Annotated in this window: 25 protein-coding genes; 11 read left to right on the top strand and 14 right to left on the bottom strand. The window is 54.8% G+C overall.

Features of this window, described 5'->3' with window-relative positions:
* Positions 1–39: 39 nt before the first annotated feature.
* From KVQ74_RS13610 to KVQ74_RS29545, 7 genes are all read right to left on the bottom strand, one after another.
* Complete coding sequence (locus KVQ74_RS13610) at positions 40–384, bottom strand: phage holin family protein (RefSeq protein ID WP_217831755.1); 345 nt, start codon at positions 382–384, stop codon at positions 40–42.
* A 191-nt stretch (positions 385–575) separates the two neighbouring features.
* Positions 576–1,058 carry a hypothetical protein gene (locus KVQ74_RS13605; protein ID WP_134785636.1) on the bottom strand — a complete coding sequence of 161 codons (483 nt, stop codon included), beginning with the start codon at positions 1,056–1,058 and terminating at the stop codon, positions 576–578.
* The gene (locus KVQ74_RS13600) at positions 1,055–1,390 is read right to left on the bottom strand and encodes a hypothetical protein (protein ID WP_217831601.1); all 336 of its coding nucleotides are present in this window, start codon (positions 1,388–1,390) and stop codon (positions 1,055–1,057) included. Before KVQ74_RS13600 ends, KVQ74_RS13605 begins: the two co-directional genes overlap by 4 nt.
* Positions 1,387–4,086, bottom strand: a complete 2,700-nt coding sequence (locus KVQ74_RS13595; RefSeq protein ID WP_217831600.1) for a DUF5906 domain-containing protein — start codon at positions 4,084–4,086, stop codon at positions 1,387–1,389. Before KVQ74_RS13595 ends, KVQ74_RS13600 begins: the two co-directional genes overlap by 4 nt.
* The gene (locus tag KVQ74_RS13590) at positions 4,083–4,289 is read right to left on the bottom strand and encodes a TraR/DksA C4-type zinc finger protein (protein WP_101158491.1); all 207 of its coding nucleotides are present in this window, start codon (positions 4,287–4,289) and stop codon (positions 4,083–4,085) included. The genes KVQ74_RS13595 and KVQ74_RS13590 overlap by 4 nt, the downstream gene beginning before the upstream one ends.
* Positions 4,282–4,770, bottom strand: a complete 489-nt coding sequence (locus tag KVQ74_RS13585; protein WP_034156300.1) for a phage regulatory CII family protein — start codon at positions 4,768–4,770, stop codon at positions 4,282–4,284. The genes KVQ74_RS13590 and KVQ74_RS13585 overlap by 8 nt, the downstream gene beginning before the upstream one ends.
* Positions 4,771–4,910: 140 nt before the next feature.
* The gene (locus KVQ74_RS29545; RefSeq protein WP_217831599.1) at positions 4,911–5,120 is read right to left on the bottom strand and encodes a Cro/Cl family transcriptional regulator; all 210 of its coding nucleotides are present in this window, start codon (positions 5,118–5,120) and stop codon (positions 4,911–4,913) included.
* Positions 5,121–5,237: 117 nt separating this feature from the next.
* Between KVQ74_RS29545 and KVQ74_RS13575 the strand changes: the two genes are divergently transcribed.
* The 7 genes from KVQ74_RS13575 (at position 5,238) to KVQ74_RS13545 (ending at position 8,353) form a co-directional block, all read left to right on the top strand.
* Positions 5,238–6,035: a LexA family transcriptional regulator gene (locus tag KVQ74_RS13575; RefSeq protein WP_225929999.1), complete on the top strand. Its 798-nt coding sequence runs from the start codon at positions 5,238–5,240 to the stop codon at positions 6,033–6,035.
* A gap of 351 nt (positions 6,036–6,386) precedes the next feature.
* On the top strand, positions 6,387–6,758 hold the full coding sequence (locus KVQ74_RS13570) for a hypothetical protein (protein WP_201192731.1): 372 nt from the start codon (positions 6,387–6,389) through the stop codon (positions 6,756–6,758).
* A gap of 10 nt (positions 6,759–6,768) precedes the next feature.
* Positions 6,769–7,044 (top strand): phage antirepressor KilAC domain-containing protein, encoded by a 276-nt coding sequence (locus KVQ74_RS13565; protein WP_217831598.1) that lies wholly within the window; start codon positions 6,769–6,771, stop codon positions 7,042–7,044.
* Entirely contained in the window at positions 7,041–7,424 is a 384-nt protein-coding gene (locus tag KVQ74_RS13560) for a hypothetical protein (protein ID WP_217831597.1), read from the top strand. Before KVQ74_RS13565 ends, KVQ74_RS13560 begins: the two co-directional genes overlap by 4 nt.
* Positions 7,421–7,663, top strand: coding sequence for a pyocin activator PrtN family protein (locus tag KVQ74_RS13555; protein WP_105705135.1), 243 nt, complete (start codon positions 7,421–7,423; stop codon positions 7,661–7,663). Before KVQ74_RS13560 ends, KVQ74_RS13555 begins: the two co-directional genes overlap by 4 nt.
* A 70-nt stretch (positions 7,664–7,733) precedes the next feature.
* A complete protein-coding gene (locus KVQ74_RS13550; RefSeq protein WP_217831596.1) occupies positions 7,734–8,039 on the top strand; it encodes a hypothetical protein in 306 nt (101 codons plus the stop codon).
* A 47-nt stretch (positions 8,040–8,086) separates the two neighbouring features.
* Positions 8,087–8,353 (top strand): pyocin activator PrtN family protein, encoded by a 267-nt coding sequence (locus tag KVQ74_RS13545; RefSeq protein ID WP_186621821.1) that lies wholly within the window; start codon positions 8,087–8,089, stop codon positions 8,351–8,353.
* 37 nt (positions 8,354–8,390) lie between these two features.
* Here the strand turns inward: KVQ74_RS13545 and KVQ74_RS13540 are convergent, their stop codons facing one another.
* The 3 genes from KVQ74_RS13540 to KVQ74_RS13530 form a co-directional block, all read right to left on the bottom strand.
* Positions 8,391–9,308, bottom strand: a complete 918-nt coding sequence (locus KVQ74_RS13540) for a sce7725 family protein (protein WP_217831595.1) — start codon at positions 9,306–9,308, stop codon at positions 8,391–8,393.
* Positions 9,269–10,156: a sce7726 family protein gene (locus KVQ74_RS13535; protein ID WP_217831594.1), complete on the bottom strand. Its 888-nt coding sequence runs from the start codon at positions 10,154–10,156 to the stop codon at positions 9,269–9,271. Before KVQ74_RS13535 ends, KVQ74_RS13540 begins: the two co-directional genes overlap by 40 nt.
* Positions 10,157–10,334: 178 nt before the next feature.
* Positions 10,335–11,486, bottom strand: coding sequence for a site-specific integrase (locus KVQ74_RS13530; protein WP_225929998.1), 1,152 nt, complete (start codon positions 11,484–11,486; stop codon positions 10,335–10,337).
* 102 nt (positions 11,487–11,588) lie between these two features.
* Here KVQ74_RS13530 and dusA point away from each other — a divergent pair, with 102 nt between their 5' ends.
* Positions 11,589–12,608, top strand: a complete 1,020-nt coding sequence (gene dusA / locus KVQ74_RS13525; RefSeq protein WP_217831593.1) for a tRNA dihydrouridine(20/20a) synthase DusA — start codon at positions 11,589–11,591, stop codon at positions 12,606–12,608.
* 43 nt (positions 12,609–12,651) lie between these two features.
* On the opposite strand, the gene KVQ74_RS13520 is transcribed toward dusA, so the two are convergent.
* Positions 12,652–13,482, bottom strand: coding sequence for an undecaprenyl-diphosphate phosphatase (locus tag KVQ74_RS13520; RefSeq protein WP_217831592.1), 831 nt, complete (start codon positions 13,480–13,482; stop codon positions 12,652–12,654).
* A gap of 554 nt (positions 13,483–14,036) precedes the next feature.
* On the opposite strand from KVQ74_RS13520, the gene KVQ74_RS13515 reads away from it, so the two are divergent.
* The 3 genes from KVQ74_RS13515 (at position 14,037) to KVQ74_RS13505 (ending at position 17,502) form a co-directional block, all read left to right on the top strand.
* On the top strand, positions 14,037–14,774 hold the full coding sequence (locus KVQ74_RS13515) for a winged helix-turn-helix domain-containing protein (RefSeq protein WP_318837830.1): 738 nt from the start codon (positions 14,037–14,039) through the stop codon (positions 14,772–14,774).
* A gap of 290 nt (positions 14,775–15,064) precedes the next feature.
* Positions 15,065–15,724 (top strand): winged helix-turn-helix domain-containing protein, encoded by a 660-nt coding sequence (locus KVQ74_RS13510; RefSeq protein WP_217831590.1) that lies wholly within the window; start codon positions 15,065–15,067, stop codon positions 15,722–15,724.
* A gap of 383 nt (positions 15,725–16,107) precedes the next feature.
* Positions 16,108–17,502, top strand: a complete 1,395-nt coding sequence (locus tag KVQ74_RS13505; protein ID WP_217831589.1) for an undecaprenyl-phosphate glucose phosphotransferase — start codon at positions 16,108–16,110, stop codon at positions 17,500–17,502.
* A 204-nt stretch (positions 17,503–17,706) separates the two neighbouring features.
* On the opposite strand, the gene KVQ74_RS13500 is transcribed toward KVQ74_RS13505, so the two are convergent.
* Genes KVQ74_RS13500 through KVQ74_RS13490 form a run of 3 tightly spaced genes read right to left on the bottom strand, consistent with a single transcriptional unit; the run spans position 17,707 to position 21,208 of the window.
* Positions 17,707–19,785: a YjbH domain-containing protein gene (locus KVQ74_RS13500; RefSeq protein ID WP_217831588.1), complete on the bottom strand. Its 2,079-nt coding sequence runs from the start codon at positions 19,783–19,785 to the stop codon at positions 17,707–17,709.
* Complete coding sequence (locus KVQ74_RS13495; RefSeq protein WP_217831587.1) at positions 19,782–20,546, bottom strand: capsule biosynthesis GfcC family protein; 765 nt, start codon at positions 20,544–20,546, stop codon at positions 19,782–19,784. The genes KVQ74_RS13500 and KVQ74_RS13495 overlap by 4 nt, the downstream gene beginning before the upstream one ends.
* On the bottom strand, positions 20,543–21,208 hold the full coding sequence (locus tag KVQ74_RS13490) for a YjbF family lipoprotein (RefSeq protein ID WP_217831586.1): 666 nt from the start codon (positions 21,206–21,208) through the stop codon (positions 20,543–20,545). Before KVQ74_RS13490 ends, KVQ74_RS13495 begins: the two co-directional genes overlap by 4 nt.
* Between the last annotated feature and the right edge of the window lie 12 nt (positions 21,209–21,220).

Below are 21,220 nucleotides of genomic sequence, written 5' to 3'. Positions count from 1 at the left end.
CCCCGTACCCTTCGAATAACCCCAGGGTCCCCGGCGGTTTCAGGCTGGTCCGCCGCCATTCGGCGGGACATCGCACACGCCAAGCCGCTTGGCAGCCCAGCGTTCGTACAAGCCGATGGCAACATCTGCACCAGCCATTGCCGTGAGACACCCCAAGGCGCCCGCCGTCCAAAGCGACATGCCCGCCGCGATCATCAGCATCATTGCCGAGACTCCGCAGACAATGCAGGCACCGGATCGCAGCGCGAGCCGACGTATCAACGCCCAGCCCCGGGCACCATCCTTGTCTGCTCGCCACATCTCACCGGATACGCCGCCGACCAGAGCCAGGACGATCACCAACCAGATCGGCATTTCTGCCAGCGCTTGCTGCTCATTTGTCATGTTGTGCCTCAAGTGAAGGAGCATGCCGAACACAAAAAAGAAAACCCCGCCGGAGGGCAGGGTTTTCAAAGTCGCGGCATACGCCAGGACGAAGTGCACAGCACGTGCTCGGGGTAGCGCCAAGGCGCAGAATCCATATCGTGGAGACTTTTTACCCCCTGAGTACGGAACCGAAAAGGGGGCATTTTCGGTTATCCAACTTGACGCAACTTTGACGCAACTTTGAGGAGACTTTGAGGTAAAGCACCCCGACCAACGGTCAGCCACTTACGTGCATCTTTACGCTCGGTCAGCACCTCAAAGAGTCGCACATGAAGGCGGTGCACAAGATCGTAGTAGGTTTGCTTCGCCTTTGAGACGTAGCCCAATTCATGCATCTGCGCTGCCCATGTCGGTGCAGGGTCAAAGCCGTAACGCATAACTGCCAGCTGTTGCAGCCTTTCGCCCCGACCATCTTGCCGGGCGATCTCGGAAAGGGCGGCACCAATTTCCTGCGCAATTGCATCTGGACCCGCACCACCGCCGAGAAGGATCCGAGAACCGGGTGTGCCTCGCGGCGCGCAACCGCCCCATTCCATGATCGTCGCCATCGGGCTACCCATGCCTCCGGCTTCACCGCCGTGTCGGCATTGCTCGCCCCAATGTTTCAGCAATAACTCCATCGCCTCAATCATTGCCCTGCCCCCCGTAAAACCCAACCCGACACAGAAATACCCCAACCCGACACAAACCCAACACACATAAATCCCTTTAAATTCAATGCTTCAATCAAACTTGAGTTGAGTGTGTTGGGTTTGTTGGGTTTATCAGTCTTCGCATAAGAAAAAATTCCTTCCGTTGAATTCGTTGCAAAGAACGTCATGCATGCGCGTGCGCGACACAAAACCCAACACACCCCACACAACACCCGCGAAGGCATGTAATTCGGGCACTCAAATTGTGTGGAGTATTCAAAATCAACCCGACACAAACCCAACACACCCAACACACTTTTGAAAATAGTCATGCTGCAAGCGCCTTGATGTGATCCCAGCTGTCCACGTGCCAGCCCGCCAGCCTGGCCTTTGCCCGCCAGTTTTCCACCTGCTTGCCCAGCTCGGCCGCCTTGAGTGATGGGGGCGGGGAAGCATCCAGGTCCGCGGGAAAGAAAAACGCGCCGAAACGACGGTTATTGCCATCAGTCCAAGGTATTGCACGCGATTTATCCACCTCGGAACTGATGAACAGAGAGAATTTCGTCTGACTCATCACATGCTCTTTGTTGCGCTGACACCATTCGAGAAACAACGAATAGAGGTCGGTCGATAGACATGGCCCCCATAGCCCATGCCCCAGCTCGCTGTACTTCCACAAATGCAAGAATGTTTGCCAGCCGGCCCGACTCAAGGCCACCAAACGCTCACGCGCCTCAGTCGATGGCGGCCGCGTGCGCTGGTTGAAGTCCCCTAGATCGACCGACAGTAACCAACCATAGAGCGCCGCCACCCCACCCTGCTCCAGTTCACGACCAATCGCCTTTTGCCGAGCGACTGGTAGGGTCTCCATAGGCCACATAACCAGCATTCGTCGATCACTGTCGCTGATTGGCCACGGAAGAATCTCGTTGCTGAGAAATACCGCGTTCATATGGTTGGCTTCTTCCCATCCATTAATGAACTTCGACTCCATCCGCACCGTTTTACCAGTGATCAAGTGCTTGATCTTGCCCACTTGGTTGTAACGTTGATCGCGACTGACCACCTCTTCGAAGACGGACCACAATTTGCGGCTTTGCCACGCGTTGAAACTGCTTTCCAATTGCGTCTGACCAACAGTCGCCGCGTATTGGCCGTAAAGCATGCCGAGTGCGTCAGCGAACAACAGGCTCTTGCCCGAACCTTCCATAATCGAATGCATCAACACAGCGGTATCCATCTTGGCGCCCAAGTGCTGCAGCGGATACGCCAGCCAGCGAGTTAACCAATCGGTTGCCGCCTCATCATGGTTACAAAGAAATGAGATCAGCCAACGCAGGTTGGCACACGCTGCATCATCCCTGACTGGCTCAAGCGGCAACCCGTCAAAGGTATTGATGTACACCGCAGGATCCTTCGTCATGGTCGGATCAAACACGATGTGCTCAACATCGACGGTGCGGCGCTCGCTGCTGTTCAACCACAACGGATAAGTGTCTCCCAGAGCCATCTTGACCGCGCCCTCGGCTATGCGCCGCTTCTTTTCGCGATCCCAAACGTCTTTGGTGCCATCGATGTAAACGTAGCGATCAGTTGGAGACATCCCGAATGCGCCGCCCTTCTTCCCGGCCATGCGGCGCGCCTGCTCGATGTCGCGAACATGGTCGTCAGAAATCAGCCTCTTTCCGGTGTGGTCCAACCAGGCTTTAGCTAGAGGCTTGCCCACGCGAGCTTCGAAAGCGGACTTCTTCATTACCTTCGATTGGTCGCAGTCCCACACGTGCGTGGTGCCCTCGACCAACGCAAAACGACGCAGAATGTGATCCAACGTTATGACCTCCCCCGCCCCCCCGTCAGGAGCAGGAGCGGCCTCGCTGGACGGGCATGTTTCGTCTGAGATCGGCCCGCTCAATTCACCGGATGGGGTGGGGGGAAGATCATTCGGATCTGGACGGGCGGCGTATTGCATGCCCAACATTCGCGCAGCATCCTTCACAGCCTTCGACTGGTCGCCACCGTGCTCGAGTAAGCAGAACACTTCAAAGGCGTCGTTCTGATGCCCGTTCGCGAGAGGGTCAGCACCGTGGTGCGAATAAACCTTGTCCTCACTGATCGTCACCCCTGGCAGACCGGTGCTGCTTTGAGGGTACAGCCACTTATTGCCTCGCTTGATGTATCCATGGGCACGAAGAAGCTCCGCAACATCGTGACAACGGTTGAATTCATCAATTACCGAGGGCTGTTTGCCGCCACCGAGTGCAGGACGCTTTTGGGCTTTGACCGGTGGCTTTGGTGGCGCAACCGCCCATGGACACGCAGCTTCAGCATCTCGCTTAAAAAACTCCCAATTCTGCCAAATGGTAAGCAGCTCGTTGGTCAGCGTCGGCAGCCCGTCAGTAGCACTTGGAGCAGTTTTCCAGATGTAAGGTTTGCCGGTACCGGGATGAATTGATGGTGGAAATACGTCTTGCACCAATCCCGCACGTAGTTCAAAGACCGTGAAGCGTTTGAACGGCTCGGCTTCGGTTCGTGCAGCAGCTTCTGCGGCAAGATCACCCTGCTCTTTCGCAACCTTAGCCTTGTCCATCAACCCTTTGAAAATCGAACCGTCCGGGTCTTTTTCATTCGGCCATGAAAGTGAATGACGCGTGAGTTCGATGCCTTCCGGCACCTTGAACACCACCCGGAATCGCAGCGGATTCCCGACGATAGTCGGGAACACTACTGCCATCGCATCAAGGTCAAGGCCCAACAGTTCATACAGAACATGTCGCGTCCATTGAACGTCATCAACATCCAGTGAACAAACGCGGCTCGGCCCCAGCACGACGCCAAGGTTGTGATTTGGGTTTCGTTGCCAGAACGCCTCGGCCGTTTCGGCGTCGGTGATATAGCCTCCGGGCTTATTCCACCCTAGGCCTTTCGGAGCCTTTTCACCTGGATCAATCGATACGAGTGCAAAGTCAAAAGTACTGATGTAACGCTTTGCCCATGTAGCGATGGCTGTTCCTTTGCCCGATTCACTCATCGCCGGGCCTCCCGCAACTCCTGACAAGAGACGCAGGTCTCGCAACCTTCAACCTTCTGCTGTCGAAGCAACGGGATTGGTTCGTCGCAGTCGTCACAGAACTGCGCGCTAACGCGGCTCGATGGCACGCGACGACTGCGATGAATAGCAACATCAAGCAGGTATTGCGCCTGCTCGTTTGCGCGGTCGATATCATCAGCCATTGATGCGATCCTCCATCGCCTGACGAGCGCCCGCCATAATTCCAAGGACTTCGCGGATCACATCCATTCCGTGCTTTTCGAGATCCACGACTTCATGAAGCTCCCAGACGTTGTCCGCCGCGCCGTCGTGCATCTTCGCCACGAATTCACCGGTTTCCCCGAGTAGCTTCCCAACCGCTTTCAAGGCATCACGGGTTGCCGGTACGGCCACGGGCCGGTACCAAACCGCACCTGCTGGACGCATCAATGCGTCCAGCAAGCGTGGATCAGCGGTTAGCCTGATCACTTCCTCAAGCTCATCTGGATTCAGCCAGCGGCGTTCTTCATCGAGCTTGAGTTTTTTCTGGAGGGTGTCGTTGTCCAACACCATTTCAAAGGCAAGGGCGGTGATTCCGCCCTTGTAGTCACGACCAGCGCGATAAATCGCTTGGCGTAGTGGCAGGACCGGACCAGCGTCCGGCAAAAGATCTGTGCGACTCATAAACCGTAAATCCCCTGTTTACGGTGTAGCAATAGCCTAGGGCAAACCCTATCCTATGACCACGACCGATGTGCATGTGCTGTGTATCGTCGTAGTCGGGCTGGGGGATTCTTTGGTGAGAGGCCCCAGCTCGACACCTTTTAAGCGGCCCTGACCTTGCGGCGCGATCCTATTGGACGAATCTCTACCGCTGTACAGGCCCCCTTCTCATCAACCTGAACTCGAATATCCCGAGCTGAGTTGAGCATTTGAGAGACCGCGCTTTGGGATACCCCAATCAGTAAAGCGAGCTCTGGTTGAGTCTTACCCTCGGCGAAATCTCCCAAGGGAATTCCTATTTCGTTTGCCATCCACGTTTCCTCGAATGGGTGTTGCGGCACAGATATTAGTGTTACTTCTTTTAAACAGCAAGAAAAAAGACGTGGTGCTGTTTTGATAAAATAAGTCTTCCTTATAAATTGGGATGCATGATTACCTCGATACCCTTTTCTGCCGACGACGAGACCCGAAAAGCCGAAGCCATGCGCTTGAAGGCTATTTATCAGGACCGCAAACGGCATGATCCCTCCCTTACCCAGGACAAAATCGCCGATCTATGCGAATGGGCTGGGCAAAGCGTTGTCAGCCAATACTTAAATGGCCGAATCCCTCTCAACATCGGAGCGCTGATCAAATTTTCGAATGTCTTGGGCTTTTCGCTTGAAGAGGTAAGTCCACGTCTCGCCGCTCTCGCCGAAATGCCCCGCCTGCGGCATTCGCAGGGCGGCAATGAAAGCTCAAGAACCCCCGACTGGGAAATGCATCAGATAGAAGTGTGGGATGACGAGACCCCACTCGGGCCTGATGAGGTTGAGCTGCCATTCTTTAAGGAAGTGGAATTGTCTGCGGGTAATGGATCTCAGGTCAGGCTTGAAACAAACGGACGTAAGCTCCGCTTCGGGAAACGCACTCTCAAAAGAAAAAGCATCGATCCTGCTTCTGCAGGTTGCGCTCCAGTAACTGGAAACAGCATGGAGCCAGTGCTTCCGGATGGCAGTACCGTGGGCGTAGACACCGCGAATATAGTCGTTCAGGACGGCAAGATGTACGCCATTGATCATGACGGACAGTTACGCGTGAAGCTTCTCTATCGATTGCCAGGCTCAGGTTTGCGCCTACGGAGCTACAACACTGAGGAACACCCGGACGAACGCTACGATGGCGACTACGTCCAACAGCACATTCGTATCATCGGGAAGGTTTTCTGGTACTCGGTAATGCTTTAAGAGATCTCTCCCCAAAGGCCCGCAAGGGTCTTTTTTTTCGTCTACTAATTTTATTTACCATTTTTTATAAGTGTTACTGTTGACATATTAAATCAGTAACACTAATTTTGCATCGGAATCTACCTCTCACCAAAGAGATCAACCCATGCAAATCACACAGCAAAGCGATACCCGCTGCCCTGTTTACCCGCACCCTTCCGCATGCAGCAGTCGCGCCGCAGTTGAAGACCTACAGCTTCGCACGGGGCTTACCGTCGTCAGCAACCCCAAGGGCCGTACCGCCGCTATCAGGCAAGTAATTATCGTAACCGCATCCGAAGCCACTGCCGGGCCGCTCGGAGACGATGCGGCATGAATAACTACCTCATCCCCCTCACTAAACAAGACCTGTTGCATCACATGCTCCAGGTTGGTGGAGGTGCCGTGTGCCCTCTTCAACGACCAGAGCAAACCATCTATGCAAGCTTTGATGTGGAGCTCACTCAAAACAGCGCAGTCGTCAGCGTTGAATTGGGAGGTCACACCGGCGAACTGACCCTCAAGCGGTCGGACCGAGCCAATCACCTGCACCTGCGGGATTTCATCCAGGACATTGCGAACGGCCGAATTGAATCAGCTCAACCCGCGCCACCCGAGCAGTCCGGCCGACTGGCGCAAATTGATCGAGCACTTGCGGACTCGGAAGCATTGCTTGCCCGCGTTCGCAAACTGATCGCTGCCTGAGGACTGCGCCATGAATCGCACCCTGGACGAAACAGCCGCATTGCTCGGACTCAAGCCCCGCGCCCTCCGCACCAGGTTGCGCGAGCTGAGCATTCTCAACAGCAGTGGCGATCTAGCCAGCAAGCACCGTGATCGCGGCTATCTGTTTTCAGATCCGCGCAGCACCGTGATTCCGTCCCTCAACAAGTGCCATCACTACACGGTTGTCATGGTGAAAGAAGAAGGGATCGAATGGTTGGCCAAGAAGCTGGGAATCATCATTACCAAAAAGGACGCCGCCGCATGAAAACCAACAACCTTAATGCCTACACGCAAGCCCTCGGCGCCCTGAAACTAATCCCGATCTACTTGAACTGCCCGGGGGTGGTCAGTCGCTCAACGCTCATTGGCGCTTCGACGGAAGCCATTCAATTGCTGGAAAGCATGCCTGTACTAAGCACCGAGCTGGCCGAAGTATTTCGCTGCGTTAACAACGTGATCCTTGAAGGGCAAGTCGCCTACGTTACGCCGACCAACTCGCCTGAGTTCCCATTCGGCGCGGTGGTGGCTGATGCCAAGGGCAACATCTGCGCGGCTGCAATGGGCAAAAGTAAGGAAGGCCTCGCCGAGTTAATTCGTCTCAAGTTGCTGCCCCCTTCGGAGGGGTTCAGGGAGAACGCAGCGTGAGCCATACCCTTGATCAACTACGTAAACAGTTCACCACCCCGTGCCCAACGTTGTCGGCAGTACGCGAGCAGTACTTCGCACACATCCGTACCGACCGTTACTTGCTAGCTGAGATTAAGGCCGGGCGCATAGCCTTGGTAGTAACGCGCCTGCACTGTTCTACACGTGCAAAGCCGGTGGTGTACTTGCATAACCTGGCCGAGTATCTCGACGCTCAAGCAACGAAGGTAGCGGCTTGACTGAACTTAAGCCCCCCTCAACAGGGGGGCAACCAACTTTACCGCTGCGGGATATATGAGGAGTAAAAATATGACAGCAATACAGATCGGCGCGTTGATTGCGCTCTTCTTGCTCTCAGGCCTGATTTATTGGTCGGGCTATCGTACTGGGCAAATTGATGGCCGCTCTAAGAGCATAAGAGAAGAACCATCAACACAAGGTAAAGGGACAATCGATCTCATTCATAAAATCCAGACAGAGCGCATATGTCTGACGTGGGAGTACGAAGGAGGTTGTCACATTTGGCGTTATTGGGATAGTGACGAACCTTGTGATAGAGCATATGGAAACACAATTCAAGAAGCGTTGGATGCACTAGAAATTCCACGCTACTGATACACCTGCCTACAGTCAACCTGAAAACGGACAAAGCAGACGAAACCATGAACACACTTTTTCTTCTGATGGCTCAATACAGCGGACAGGCTGTAATCCCGATTGAGGTAGTCTGTCGAGACTACCTGCATCTTACCGTGGAGAAGTTTAAGCTCAAGAGACTGAGTGGCGATATTGATATCCCGCTAATGCGCCTGGGCACTAAATCCCAGAAGGCGGCGCTCGGAATCCACTTAAACGACTTGGCAATTTATATCGATCGACAGCGTGAACTGGCCACTACGGAACAAAATAAACTAATGAACCGCAGCTAGATAACAAGGAGGCGTCATATAAACGCCTCCTACATTTTTAAATATAATTACAAAGGCTTTCGATGTGATGCTTCATAGACATTTCCTTGACCAACCCCAGTCCCGGAAAATGCATCACAGAATGAGACGCGCGAAACTCGCCCAATCCTAATGTATTGTCATACACCGTTGGATTGGCAGCGATGAATGTAAACATTTTTACCAACGCTTCTTTGTACTTACTGCCGGCGTTCGTAGGAAGTTTATCATCAACCGTCGAACAGTAATGATGTACGTGCATTGAATTCGGAGCAGCATTATCAATATATGACACGTGTATAGCCACGACATACGCCGGGCCGCCTGAATCTAAATACTCTTCACCCATTATAGTAAAATCGCCAAATCCAGACACATTGCTTTTTTTCTTATAAGAAACATGCAATCCAGAGTAAAAGGATTTCGACGTATAGTCGGCGTTACGCTTCTTTTTCGCAAAACTGTCCGAATATACTACTACGTTATTCAGTTGATCAACGATACTTTCATCAACCTTTTGCTGATTAAGCAACACACAAGATGCACTATTCAAAATACTTAAAGAGCCGACACCGATATCGTTCTCTAGGTATATGGCGGCATTAGGATAGGACGCGAGCAAACTTAGCGCCGCACTATCCGCAGCATCCTTTACTTTAATACAGGGAACAAATTTGTTTGCAGACTTAGGATCAGCCTGTAGCTGACCAAAAAGGCCAGCAGAGGTATTCTTTGCAAAATGCCCCTGCGATGGATTGATCACTACAAGAGGTGATACAGAGTTACTGTGTAATTGCTCAATGGTGGCGATAAGTGGTTTATACTTCGCATTCACTGGCTCAATTACGGGCCTGTATTTCGCTGCAGGCAAAATCGGAGCGAGATCGAATAAAGTGTTCAGTTCGTGACGCTTCGCCTTGAGTATGGGGTAGTACATAGAGCTTCCTTACTGAAATGTATTTTCAAGTTCTGCAGCAACTGAGCCTTATTGGCGACCGGAACGCGATACTCGATACCCGCAACCAATAAACTTTTTGGCAAACATTCGACATAACCCTTGTCGATTTTGCGCGACTTTTTGACGATGCGGCAAAATGCCGGTCTCAACTTAGAGGAATCCACGGTACGCAAGAGCGTGCGGCATTCATCATAAATCCCTGTATTTGTTGAGACGGGAATCTGCCCACACAACTCATAGACCAACGAAAGATACTCATTACGCCGCAATGAGGCCATGAGAATATCTACATCCATGGGCTCTGAAGAAAGTAATGCAGGTCTAATCGGAGTCAATACATCATTTTTACCTAAACGCAATATCCCTACAGATTCAGGAGCAATCTTCTCAACCTTGCCAAGGTGGGCTTCTGTAGTGACAACGTTAACCTTGTCAAATATTTTCAAGTAAGAAGATAACTGAAGCTCTAGCCGATTAAGGCTGTCGTACTCAGATTTAATCTCATAACAGGTGCTAATGCCATTTAGAATCACACTATCAGCCTTACTTTCTCCAACACGAAACTCATTTAAGAGAGTTGCCGTATTCATGGAGTACCGCCCAAGTAAAATTTTCTCGGCGATTATATTCTTTATATAGTACTCAAACTTATAGCTACTTTTTAGCCGCCGATAGCACTCTTGAAATACGTCTTCAACACTGAAAACGTCCCCCAGAGCATCACCAAATGCGTTTGCAACCTTTAATACAAAATCAAAGTCGCCATGAGCAACATCATTTATACCTTTGCTGCTGAAAATTTTCGCAGCGTCCTTGGTACTCAACATCTCATGCTTACCTTTCAGACCCATCTCAAGCCCCTAAAATCGGGCGTTACTCATAAACAGCGCCGCCAACCTCGCAGTTTAGCAAGATTTCCTCCAGCGCCATCGAACTTTGAGACGAGATGCGCAGCTCAATGACATCATTACGATATCACCTCAAAACGAAAACATGTCAATCTTTTTATACTTGATCATGACTATCGACCGTGAGGAAGGAGATGGGAACTCCTGCCTTCCTCTTGCCCGACAGGACTCGCTCAAGATATGCCCAGCTTTTATATATGTCCCCGCGACCTCTCATATGCGTGTAGCGACGAAGTGAGTTCCAATCTCGATGGCCAGACACGCTTGACACCCTCGGAATATCCCAGTCCATTTCAAACAGCCGGCTCACCCCTTCATGCCGCAAATCATGGAAATGCAGATCCTCAATGCCGAGCATAGGGCACGCCCTGGTGAAAGAGGCGGAGACCGACTTTGCGTTGTAGGGAAAGATCTCTCGTTCGACCTTGGGCATGCTCTGCAGAATTGCCCAAGCCTCATCCGGTAGATGACACCACACGTCATTGCCGATCTTCTGACCGGGATTCTTCATATCGCGCACCAGTACAGCCTGTCGCGAATCGTCGAGATCATCCCAGCGAATCCTTGTAATTTCTTCCTGCCGACGTGTCGAAAAGAGCGCGAAAGCGATCACCTTCGGCATGTCGATCTGAGCCTTGCGGCGCTCCTGCATTTCGAAGAAATGCGCCATGAGCTTGTCCAACTCCTCGAGCGTCGGCCGGCGGTTACGCTCTTTGCTCTTGCTCACCATGCCTAGTTTGCGCAAGACCTTGCGTGCGTCAGGCATGGCCAGCGGATCCACTTCGTAGCCCCATGCTGGTCTCGCGACGGATAGGACTGCGCCTAGGTGCGAGAGATCATTGCCAACCGTCTGCGCCTGGACGCCGCCGCCTTCCTTACCCATCCGCCACTGCGCAAACTCCACCAACTTCTGGCTGGTCAGTGCCGAGTCATCAAGGTCGCCCAACCAGGTATCTTTGATCGCATTGAGTGTGGCGTTCTTTGTCTTACCCAACGGCCGGATCTTTTCGTACTCGTCCAGGTACTGCTCGATCATCTTCCTGATCGTCACACCCTTACGGTTGGCGCGCTCAATCGCACCAGGCTCGGCCAGCTCCGTCTCCCGCCGTTTGATCCAGGCCTGGGCAACCTGCTTGCGGTCGAAGGTTTGGCTTTCCTGATAAACTGTGCGCCCGTCTCGATTGATCCGTATCTGCGCCGTGTAGGCAGTCGAATTGTCCTTGCGCTTGCGTGATGTGATCGTGCCCATTTCCAGTTGCTACATTGCTGAATTCGCTTGCTACATTGTAGCAACCGACCTCAGAAAACAAGAAAAAATGGGTAAAAACCGCTGTATAAAAGATCAGTATCAATGAATTTCGAAAAAGCTGAAGCGCCCGTAAACACTCGCCCTACCCGTTCCGAGCCTTCTCGCCGCTTCAGTGTGGCGCCGATGATGGATTGGACAGACCGCCACTGCCGCTACTTCCTGCGCCTGCTGTCGAAAAACGCCCTGCTCTACACCGAGATGGTCACCACCGGCGCTCTGCTCAATGGCGATCATGAACGCTTCCTGCGTCATAACGAGGCCGAGCACCCGCTGGCATTGCAATTGGGCGGCAGTGTTCCGCTGGATCTGGCGGCCTGTGCGCGTATGGCACAGGAGCATGGTTACGACGAGGTGAATCTGAACGTCGGCTGCCCGAGCGATCGGGTGCAGAACAATATGATCGGCGCGTGCCTGATGGGGTATCCGCAGTTGGTGGCCGATTGTGTGAAGGCGATGCGTGATGCGGTGTCGATTCCGGTGACGGTGAAGCATCGCATCGGGATCAACGGGCGCGACAGTTATGCCGAGCTGTGCGATTTCGTCGGCACGGTGCGGGATGCCGGGTGTACCAGTTTTACCGTGCATGCGCGGATTGCAATTCTGGAGGGCTTGTCGCCGAAGGAGAACCGTGACATTCCGCCGCTGCGTTATGACGTGGCGGCGCAGTTGAAGGCGGACTTTCCAGAGCTGGAGATCATTCTCAACGGCGGGATCAAGACCATGGAGGCCTGCCACGAGCATTTGCAGACCTTCGATGGCGTGATGCTGGGGCGCGAGGCATATCACAATCCGTATCTGCTGGCCGAGGTGGATCAGCAGTTGTTCGGCAGCACCGCACCGGTGATCAGCCGGGCCGAGGCGTTGGCGCAGTTGCGACCTTACATTGCCGAGCATTTGCTGGCCGGGGGCGCGATGCATCACATCACCCGACATGTACTGGGGCTGGGCACCGGGTTTCCGGGGGCGCGCAAGTTTCGCCAGTTGTTGTCGGTGGATATCCACAAGGCCAAGGATCCGTTGGCGCTGCTGGATCAGGCCGCTCAATTGCTTGAGGGCCGTTGAAGATAAAGCAGCCAGGCGGCCTGGGCCGCCTGGCATAAAAAGGTCAGGCGGCCGCAGCCGTCCAGTTGACCCAGCCGAAGATCCAGGTCGCCAGGATCAACAAGCCGAACGCAATCCGATACCAGGCAAAAGCGGCGTAGCTGTGGTTCGCAATGAACTTCAGCAAACCGCGCACGGCGATCATCGCGAAGATAAACGCAATCACGAAGCCCAGGGCGAACACCGGCAAGTCGCTGGCCTCGAACAGTTCGCGGTATTTGTAGCCTGAATACACGGCGGCGCCGACCATGGTGGGCATCGCCAGGAAGAACGAAAACTCCGTGGCGGCCTTGCGCGACAGTCCGAACAGCAAACCGCCGATGATGGTCGAGCCGGAACGCGACGTACCCGGAATCATCGCCAGACACTGTACGAAACCGATCTTCAGCGCGTCAGACCAACGCATATCGTCGACATGATCGACGCTCACCACATGATTCCGCCGCTCCGCCCACAACATCACGATGCCACCCACGACCAATGCAACAGCAACGGTGATCGGGTTGAACAGATAATGATGAATCGCATCGGCGAACAGCACGCCCAACACGACGGCCGGAAGAAAGGCGATCAACAGGTTCGCCGTGAACCGTTGTGCATTGCGTTGAGTCGGCAGGCCTTTGACGATTTCGAAGATCTTCGGCCGGAACTCCCACACGACGGCCAGAATCGCACCCAGTTGAATAATGATGTTGAACGCCATGGCGCGTTCACCGCCGAACGCCAGCAAGTCTGCAACGATGATCTGGTGGCCCGTACTGGAGATGGGCAAAAACTCGGTAAGGCCTTCAACCGCACCCAATATCAACACCTGGAAAAAGGTCCAGAAATCCATTAATCCTCCGTCAGACCGCTCCTGGAGAGCGCCCGGTTAACTGCACTCGGAATTGAGCATCTGAAGTACAACAATCGGCATATCCACACCCATTGCCTGACTCGGGGACGGAGAATATGTCTTATTAAAAGACACACTCAAGCCATGTTAATAATCGTCCGGCTACGAACTTCCTGAAAAATATTTAGGGCCTCGGTAGAAAATAATTTCATCACTCCATAAAATGTGATCCGTCTCACACTATCGGGCATCTGCAGAAAAAAACGGAAGCCATGAGATGAACTCATGACCCGGAAAACAGTGGCAAAGGGACATTAATTATTCAGTCGCCATAGATTCAAAATAGTGGCACAATTTCATATTGCCACCATCTAAACCGCTCTATTCCGCTAGTTCAGAGCACCGAGAAAAGCAACTAAAAGCTTGAAAAGCTTAATTATTGTTAGAAAACTCGGGAGCCAAGTCTAAAAACCGCGTAAATGTTACCAATTGTCAGTCACAGATGAGAACCGGTGCTTTAACATCCCGATGTCAGCACTTTTTCGAGTCAATGCATAATGCTCACAGGGAACTTAGCGACTAGCCGCCAGCAGCGGATAAGCGACGAGCCGGGTGTTCTCACTCTGGGTCGTACCCGTGGCGTGGCCGAACATTTTAGTGCGCTGGTCGCCAGACATTTGCGGACCGATATTGCCCTTGAGGCAGATACCTACACTAGTTCATACAAGAATGAATTCCCTGGTTCGTACCGGGCCATATTCATTGTCATCGACAGCCCTCAGGCACTCGAAGACAACCTGGCGCTGGTGGAAAACCTGCGCGCCGACAACTTGAAACCGATCATTTGTGTCGCGATCACGGGACGTGGCGCCTTCAACAAGATCAAGTACTTTCTTGCCGGTGCCGATTTCTGTATCAAGTTCAATACCGTTTCCGACGAAGGCTCTGAGTTGCTCGCCGAATTCTTCAACAGCGAAGAATGGCAACGAGATATCAATCTGATGCTGGATCCCACCCGCATCTGCCTGTCGGACACCAGCAGGAAACTGGACATATCTTTTGCCGAGATGAAGATTCTGGAAGCGTTCGCGCAGACCGGCAATCACATCCTCAGTCACGACGAAATCGCCAGCATCATGGGCCTCAACAGCAATTTCTATGATCCCCGGGCGCTGGAAAAATCGATAAGCCGCTTGCGTGGAAAAATCAAGGACGTGTACGGTACGAACGCCATCCAGAGCATTCGCGGGTATGGCTATCGTCTGATGAGGGGGTTGATTTCAACCGCCTGAATCAGGAAGGCAATCTTTTGCAGCATACGAGGGAACGTCTGATGCAACGCTATAAAGATCCGATGTCTCACAGTGTTACTTACATCACATATTTAATAATAAGCAGTCAATTGCATGAGCGCTGCAACACTTAAACATAACAATAAATCATTACTCTAACAGCAGACCGAGTGGAACTTATCGAGGGCCATCTTTGGGTCCAGACCCTGCCTATCGATTGATTCCGAGGAAATCATTGCTCGACTGCCGATTATCTTTTAGCCAAATTTGGTGTGTTTTAGGAGAGAGACATGGAAACTAGTACAACCCTCCCAAGGAAATACTTTGTTGTCGTGACCAACAACTCAGCGTCGCAACGTGAACTCGAGAGTATTCTTTCCAGCGAGCGTTTCAATTCGTTCGGCACGTCCCAGGCACAAATGTTCATTGAAGGTGTTGCTTCGCCCTCTTCCACTCCGATGCTGATGGAATTCACTTACCCACGCGGCACAAGGAAGCCTGTCGCACACAGCATCGAACATGATACCCAGAGAATATTGGCCACCCTCGAGTCCGAATGGCTGGCAGCGCAATCGGCAAATCCATTCCACAGCTCCACAGCCATCAGCGGAGAAACCGGCGCCACTTCCCGAACCCTCGAATGCGACACGCCCTGCACAGATGCCTGGCATCTGGACAATGATCAGGGCGCACTGACCAAAGAAGGCGTCGAGATCAGTCTCACTGGGCTCGAAACTGCGCTGGTCAGGAAAATGCTGCACCATGAAGAGCGGGTTGTCAGCCGGGATGAACTGATCCTCAGCATCGGCAGAGAACCGGAACAATATCGCGGACTGGAAATGTGCCTGAGTCGCCTGCAAGACAAATTCAAAAGCGCCAGCAATGGTGAGCGACTGTTTCGTGCCGTGCGCAATCGCGGTTATTGCCTGATCCAGGAAGTCGTCGCGTAATACGCACGCCTGCCAGACAAACAGAAAAAAGTGCGATTACAAAAACAACAAGAGCACTCTGTTTGGTTTCCTCCCTCCCTGATTAAAGTCTGTTGCCCCGACCCCTCCTACAGTATCAAACACAACATAAATAATTCACCCCCTTCTATTTGACCTTTTCTAACGCTCACTCTATTTACAATTTAGATAGTTGGCACTGTGCCATCTTTGTTAGAACTCGTCAGCACAGCAATTCCATCGATAACTTAGTCTATTGACTGACGACAGTTCGGCATATCGACGTTGTTACCTCAGAACACTCGCACCAACAAAAACAATAAGTCTGTTTAACAACTCGGATTTCAACTGTTGAAACCTGAATGGACGTCTTTTGGGGATATCGTATGGATCTTACTCTTCGTATCAATCGAAACACCGGCCTCAAGGGACTGACCTTTTGGGGCCAATGGGCGCTGGCGCAAGGCTTTATTGTTTCGCTGTTGTTCATACTTGCCGAGCAACACACCGGGACCGTCGCGTTCTATTACCGGATGTGCGCGACACTGGCGGTACTGGCTTCGGTTCCGGCTTACACCTTCAGCGGCGTGTATCGAAAAAGAGACAACTACGTGACAGGGCTGGGACGTCTGTTCATGGGCTGGTCCATGACCATGGCGGCGCTGGCGTGCATCGCGTTCGTGTGCAAGGCCGATGAGCTGTTTTCACGGCAGGTGATCCTGAGCTGGGCGGTGTATGGTTTCCTCGGTCAGGCCTTCCTGTACGCGCCGTTGCATGCGTTCTCGAAGTACTACCAGCGCTCGCGTAAAAGCGAGCACAAGACCCTGATCGTCGGCACTGGCGAACTGGCACTGGGGCTGGCGAAGAAGTTGAGTCAGCTGGAAAACCTGCCGCTGGTGGGTCTGGTCAGCAACGGTACGAAACCGTCCCTGGAGGCTGACGCACCGCGCGTCGTCGGCGACCAGGAAGATCTGCTGGCGCTGATCCAGACCTACGACATCCGTCGCCTGTACATCACCCTGCCCCTGTCGGAAGCGGCAAAGATCGAAGCGATGTACGTCGATCTGCTGGGCGCCAACGTTGACGTGGTGTGGGTGCCGGACCTGAACAGCCTGACGCTGCTCAATCATTCGGTGAAAGTCGTGGACGGCCTGCCGGCGATCTACCTCAACGAAAGCCCGTTGACCAGCCGCCCTACCGCTGCACTGAGCAAAAGCCTGGTGGAGAAGATCGTCGCGCTGCTGGCGATCATACTGTTGAGCCCGGTGCTGCTGGCTGTCGCGCTGGCGGTGAAACTCAGCTCGGCCGGCCCGGTGTTCTTCAAGCAGGACCGTCATGGCTGGAACGGCAAGGTGATCAAGGTCTGGAAATTCCGCTCGATGCGCGTCCACGATGATCGCGAGGTCAAACAGGCCAGCCGCAACGACTCGCGTATCACCGCCGTTGGACGCTTCATCCGCCGGACCTCGCTGGACGAACTGCCGCAACTGTTCAACGTGCTGCAAGGGCATATGGCGCTGGTCGGCCCGCGCCCTCACGCCGTTGCGCACAACAACTACTACTCGGGAAAAATTCTCGCCTACATGGCCCGTCACCGAATCAAACCGGGCATCACCGGCCTGGCGCAAATCAGCGGCTGCCGTGGCGAGACCGACACCCTCGACAAGATGCAGAAACGCGTGGAGATCGACCTGAAGTACATCAACAACTGGTCGTTGTGGCTGGATCTGAAGATCCTGGTGAAGACGCCGTTTACCCTGCTGTCGAAAGACATCTACTGATGGGCTAGCACTGCAAAAGGCAATACCGCAAAGGGGACGCAAGTCCCCTTTTTTGTGGGCGGGATTCGGGGAGGCGACTGACCGGACAACACCTGTGGGAGCGAGCTTGCCCGCGAAGGCGTCAGGTCAGTCAACATTGAAGTGGCTGACCCACCGCGTTCTCGAGCAAGCCCGCACCCATCGGGATGTTTTGCGGTTACAGGCTTACTCGGTGATCTTCCCGAAGTTGCGGTAGAACATGTCGTCATCACGACTGTCGGTCATCGAGTGCAGTTGATAGGCGCGATTGAGTCGAGCGCCACCGTCGCGGGTCAGCGGTGCCCAGACGAGGTTGGCGCGGCGCATGGTCGACATGCTCATCAGTTCGTCGAACGGGATGGACAGGTAGAGCCCTTTGTCGAAACTACCTTCGCCGTATTCGGCGCTGGAGGCGGTGGTCATCGTCGCCCAGGCGCCAAAGCGCACGCCGTTGGAAAACTCCCGGGAGATGTCGACCGTCGCGCCCCAGTCACCGGCCAGATAGCGCCCGACGCTGACCGCCGCGAGGGTGTCATAGGGCAAATCGGTGTAGCCGGTAATATGCCCGGTCACTACCGAGTAGTCCTGCAGACCGAAGCCCTGGTCGAAATCGCGCTTGCGCGCGTAGTTCAGATCCGCCCCCACCGCCCAGCGCTGGCCGGTCGGACGAAACAGCACCTCGCCCCCTACTCCGGCAAACATCGACTCCAGATAACCGCCGTAGACCATGCCATACAGGTCTTTGTCCAACTGTTCGGCGTGGCTGACCTGGAACAACGGCATGGTGACTTCGGAGGTGGTCAGGTACTGGCGCAGATCCGTACGCACGCGGGGCAAGCCGCTGGGTGCGTCGTAGCCGAATTTGTCGAAGTTGTTGATCAGGTTGGCGCTGAGCAAGCCGCTCCACCAGGTGTTGCGGTTGAACCGGTATTCGGCGTCCGCATCGGCGCTGAGTTGATAGAGAAAACCATCCGGACCGCCGACGTTCTGTTTGAAGCCCAGGCCGATGCCGTGGCTGAAGTGCTGCGGCGCCTCGGTGTAGAGCGTGGTTTCGTTGTGCGGCATCGCCGGGTTGACTTCGGTGGTACGGTGCAGCGATTGCAGCGGTTCCTCGTTGTTGATGACTTCGCGGAAGGTCTGGCGCGGCACACTGGTTTCTTCCAGCGGCAGGTCGTAGCGCTTGTTGACCACGGTGAACCAGTCGATGTCGTCGTTGACGCTGTTGTCGAGAATCCGGCTGGCACGCCCCACGGCCTTGGCCGAATGGAAATAACGCTGCTGCTCGCCGTACACGATCAACTCGGAACCGCGCTGGCTGATGCGCTCGACCTTGTAGCCGGCATTCTGCTGCAAGCGTTGCGAAACCTCGGGCCAGTTCACCTGATCCATCGCGGTAACGGGCGCCTTCGCCGGCAACGGTTCGGCCGGTGGATCGAAGGTCTTGGCCGGGGCCTTGCGACTGACGAAATTGGTGTGGAAGGTGACGCCGAACATCGCCGTATTGCCGCGCTCCCATGCCGCGCTGACATCAATCGAATCGGTCACCTTGAACACCGCGCCCAGGTTGATCGGCGAGTCCTGCTCGATCACGTTGTCCTTCGGCTCGTGTTTGTAATCGTTGCCTTCGTATTCGAGTTTCAGGCTGAGCCGGTCCCAGGGTGTCTGGTAGCTCACGCCGCCGAAAAACGACGGGCTGCCACGGAAGTACGAGCCGGCGTTGACGTCACCGGTGCCTTCGAGATTCGGTCGCGTGTTGAAGCGATCCGAAGCCCACCCCAGCGGGTTGTCGACGTCGCCGCGATTGCCGATGTAGCCCCAGGCAATGCCGGCGCTGAAATCGAAATTGTCATAGCGCTTGTTGGCCACCAGGAATTCACTGGAGAACAAGCCCGTACCGCCGACGTCCCGGAAACCCAGGGCCACTTCCGGCGCCCAGTGACTCTCCTCCCACAGGCGGGCCTTGACGTCGACCGCCTTGTCCTTATAGCTCTGGCTGCCGCTAAGGGCCTCGGAGCCGTAGGGCCGGTTGGTGATCGCGGTGTAACGAAACGAGCCTTCGAGCCAGTCCAGCGGCTGCAACGAAACACTGTAACGGCTGTAGGGTTCGGTGCGGTTGGCGTTGACGCTCAACTCGCCGGCCGGGGCCATGCGCGCCGTCGGCGTCTGCAACAGCCCGGTGCCACCGAAGTCATTTTGAGTAATGCGCGGCTCCGCATGAACCAGACCGCACGGCAACAGAAATACAGCTGCAAAACGTAAATTCAACGAACCACCTCAGCCAGCTGCGTGGCAATGAATTCGGCCAACTGCTGATTCAGTTCAGGGATCGGCGGGTCCAGATCATCGTTTTTCAACGGCACCAGAATCTTGCTGCCGGCGACCGGCAGATGCCCGCTCTCGCGGTTCCAGTGAGCGATGCCGATCCGCCGGGAAACACCATTGGGCTGGATCAGCCACAGGTAATCGGCGTCGGCATCACCCTCCAGCAACGTGCAGCCTTGCAGGTATTCACGGGCCTCCTGCAACGGCTGATAAGGCAAGCGGCACGGCTCGGCGACTGCGCCCAGTACCTCGACCTCGTCGACTCGCTTCGGGTAGATCAGGCGATCGCCATCGTCCAGACGAATATTGCGGGCGAAGCCGACTTCCAGTGCGACCGGGTCCAGATCGGCGATCTGCCGCCCGGTGACCGGCATCTGCCGCACCTCCTCGGACACGCGCACGGCCAGGGCGGCCCGACTCGGTCGGTCGAACAACGAGGACAGGCGATGCAACACATCGAGGTCGAACAGCACGCCAGCCTTGAGCCGGGTCTGTTCCTCCAGCAGCGACTGGCGCAGCAATACCCCCGCCAGCCAATAACCTTCGGCATTCGGCACCGCCTCGCCGATCACGTCCAGCAGGCGCCCGCCGGCCGGCAACTCGACCGGGCCGGGATTGGCAACATCACCGGTGACGGTAACCGCCGCCTGACTCGCCGCGCTGAGCAACAGCAGGCACGCGGATAACGTGCGCAGGCGCTTCATGGCACATGCCTGCGATCGGGGGTCAGTTGCACGATCTTCACCCGCAGTTGCGAGGTCAGTTGCTGTTCGCTCTGCACAATGAAACCGTCAACCGGATCGACCCAGTAACGATTGGTCGCCCGCAGGCCGATGGCCGGGACGTCGATGCGCTCATCGACACGCAACACGGCGTATTCCTTGTTGAGGATTTCGAGGGTTTCCATGGATTTGCGCGAGAAGCGGCTGTGTACGATCAGCCCGACTTCCTGACCTTTGTAGAGGTCGATCCAGCGTTGGCTGGTGTAGCCATCGGTGACCTGGTGCAAGCCGCGCTTGAACGGCGCGGCGTCGGACAGCCGCGTGCCGTCCAGATCACCCTCGGTGCCCAGGCCGATGCTGCGCACCGCCAGGCCGTCGCGCAGCAGCAGCACTTGCTTGCCGGAGGCGACCCAGAACTGCAGGTCTTCGCGCTCGCGCACCAGCGCCAGCACCCCGGAGCCGGACGGCGTGGTCAGTTTGATTTGCGGATAACGCACCTCGGCGACCTGGGCCGCCGTCACTTCCAGGTCATCCGGCCCGGTCACCGCCGATTTGAGGTTGGTCACCGAGGCGACCATCAGCGGGTTGCAGCCGCACAGCAACGAGGCCGCCATCAGGCAGACGCCAACTTTCAACGTTTTCACAGTCGGGCCTGG

The sequence above is a fragment of the Pseudomonas botevensis genome, assembly GCF_019145475.1.
Taxonomy (GTDB): Bacteria; Pseudomonadota; Gammaproteobacteria; order Pseudomonadales; family Pseudomonadaceae; genus Aquipseudomonas; species Aquipseudomonas botevensis.
Note: the sequence above shows the minus strand (reverse complement) of the source record. Positions and strands in the feature narration are given on the sequence as shown.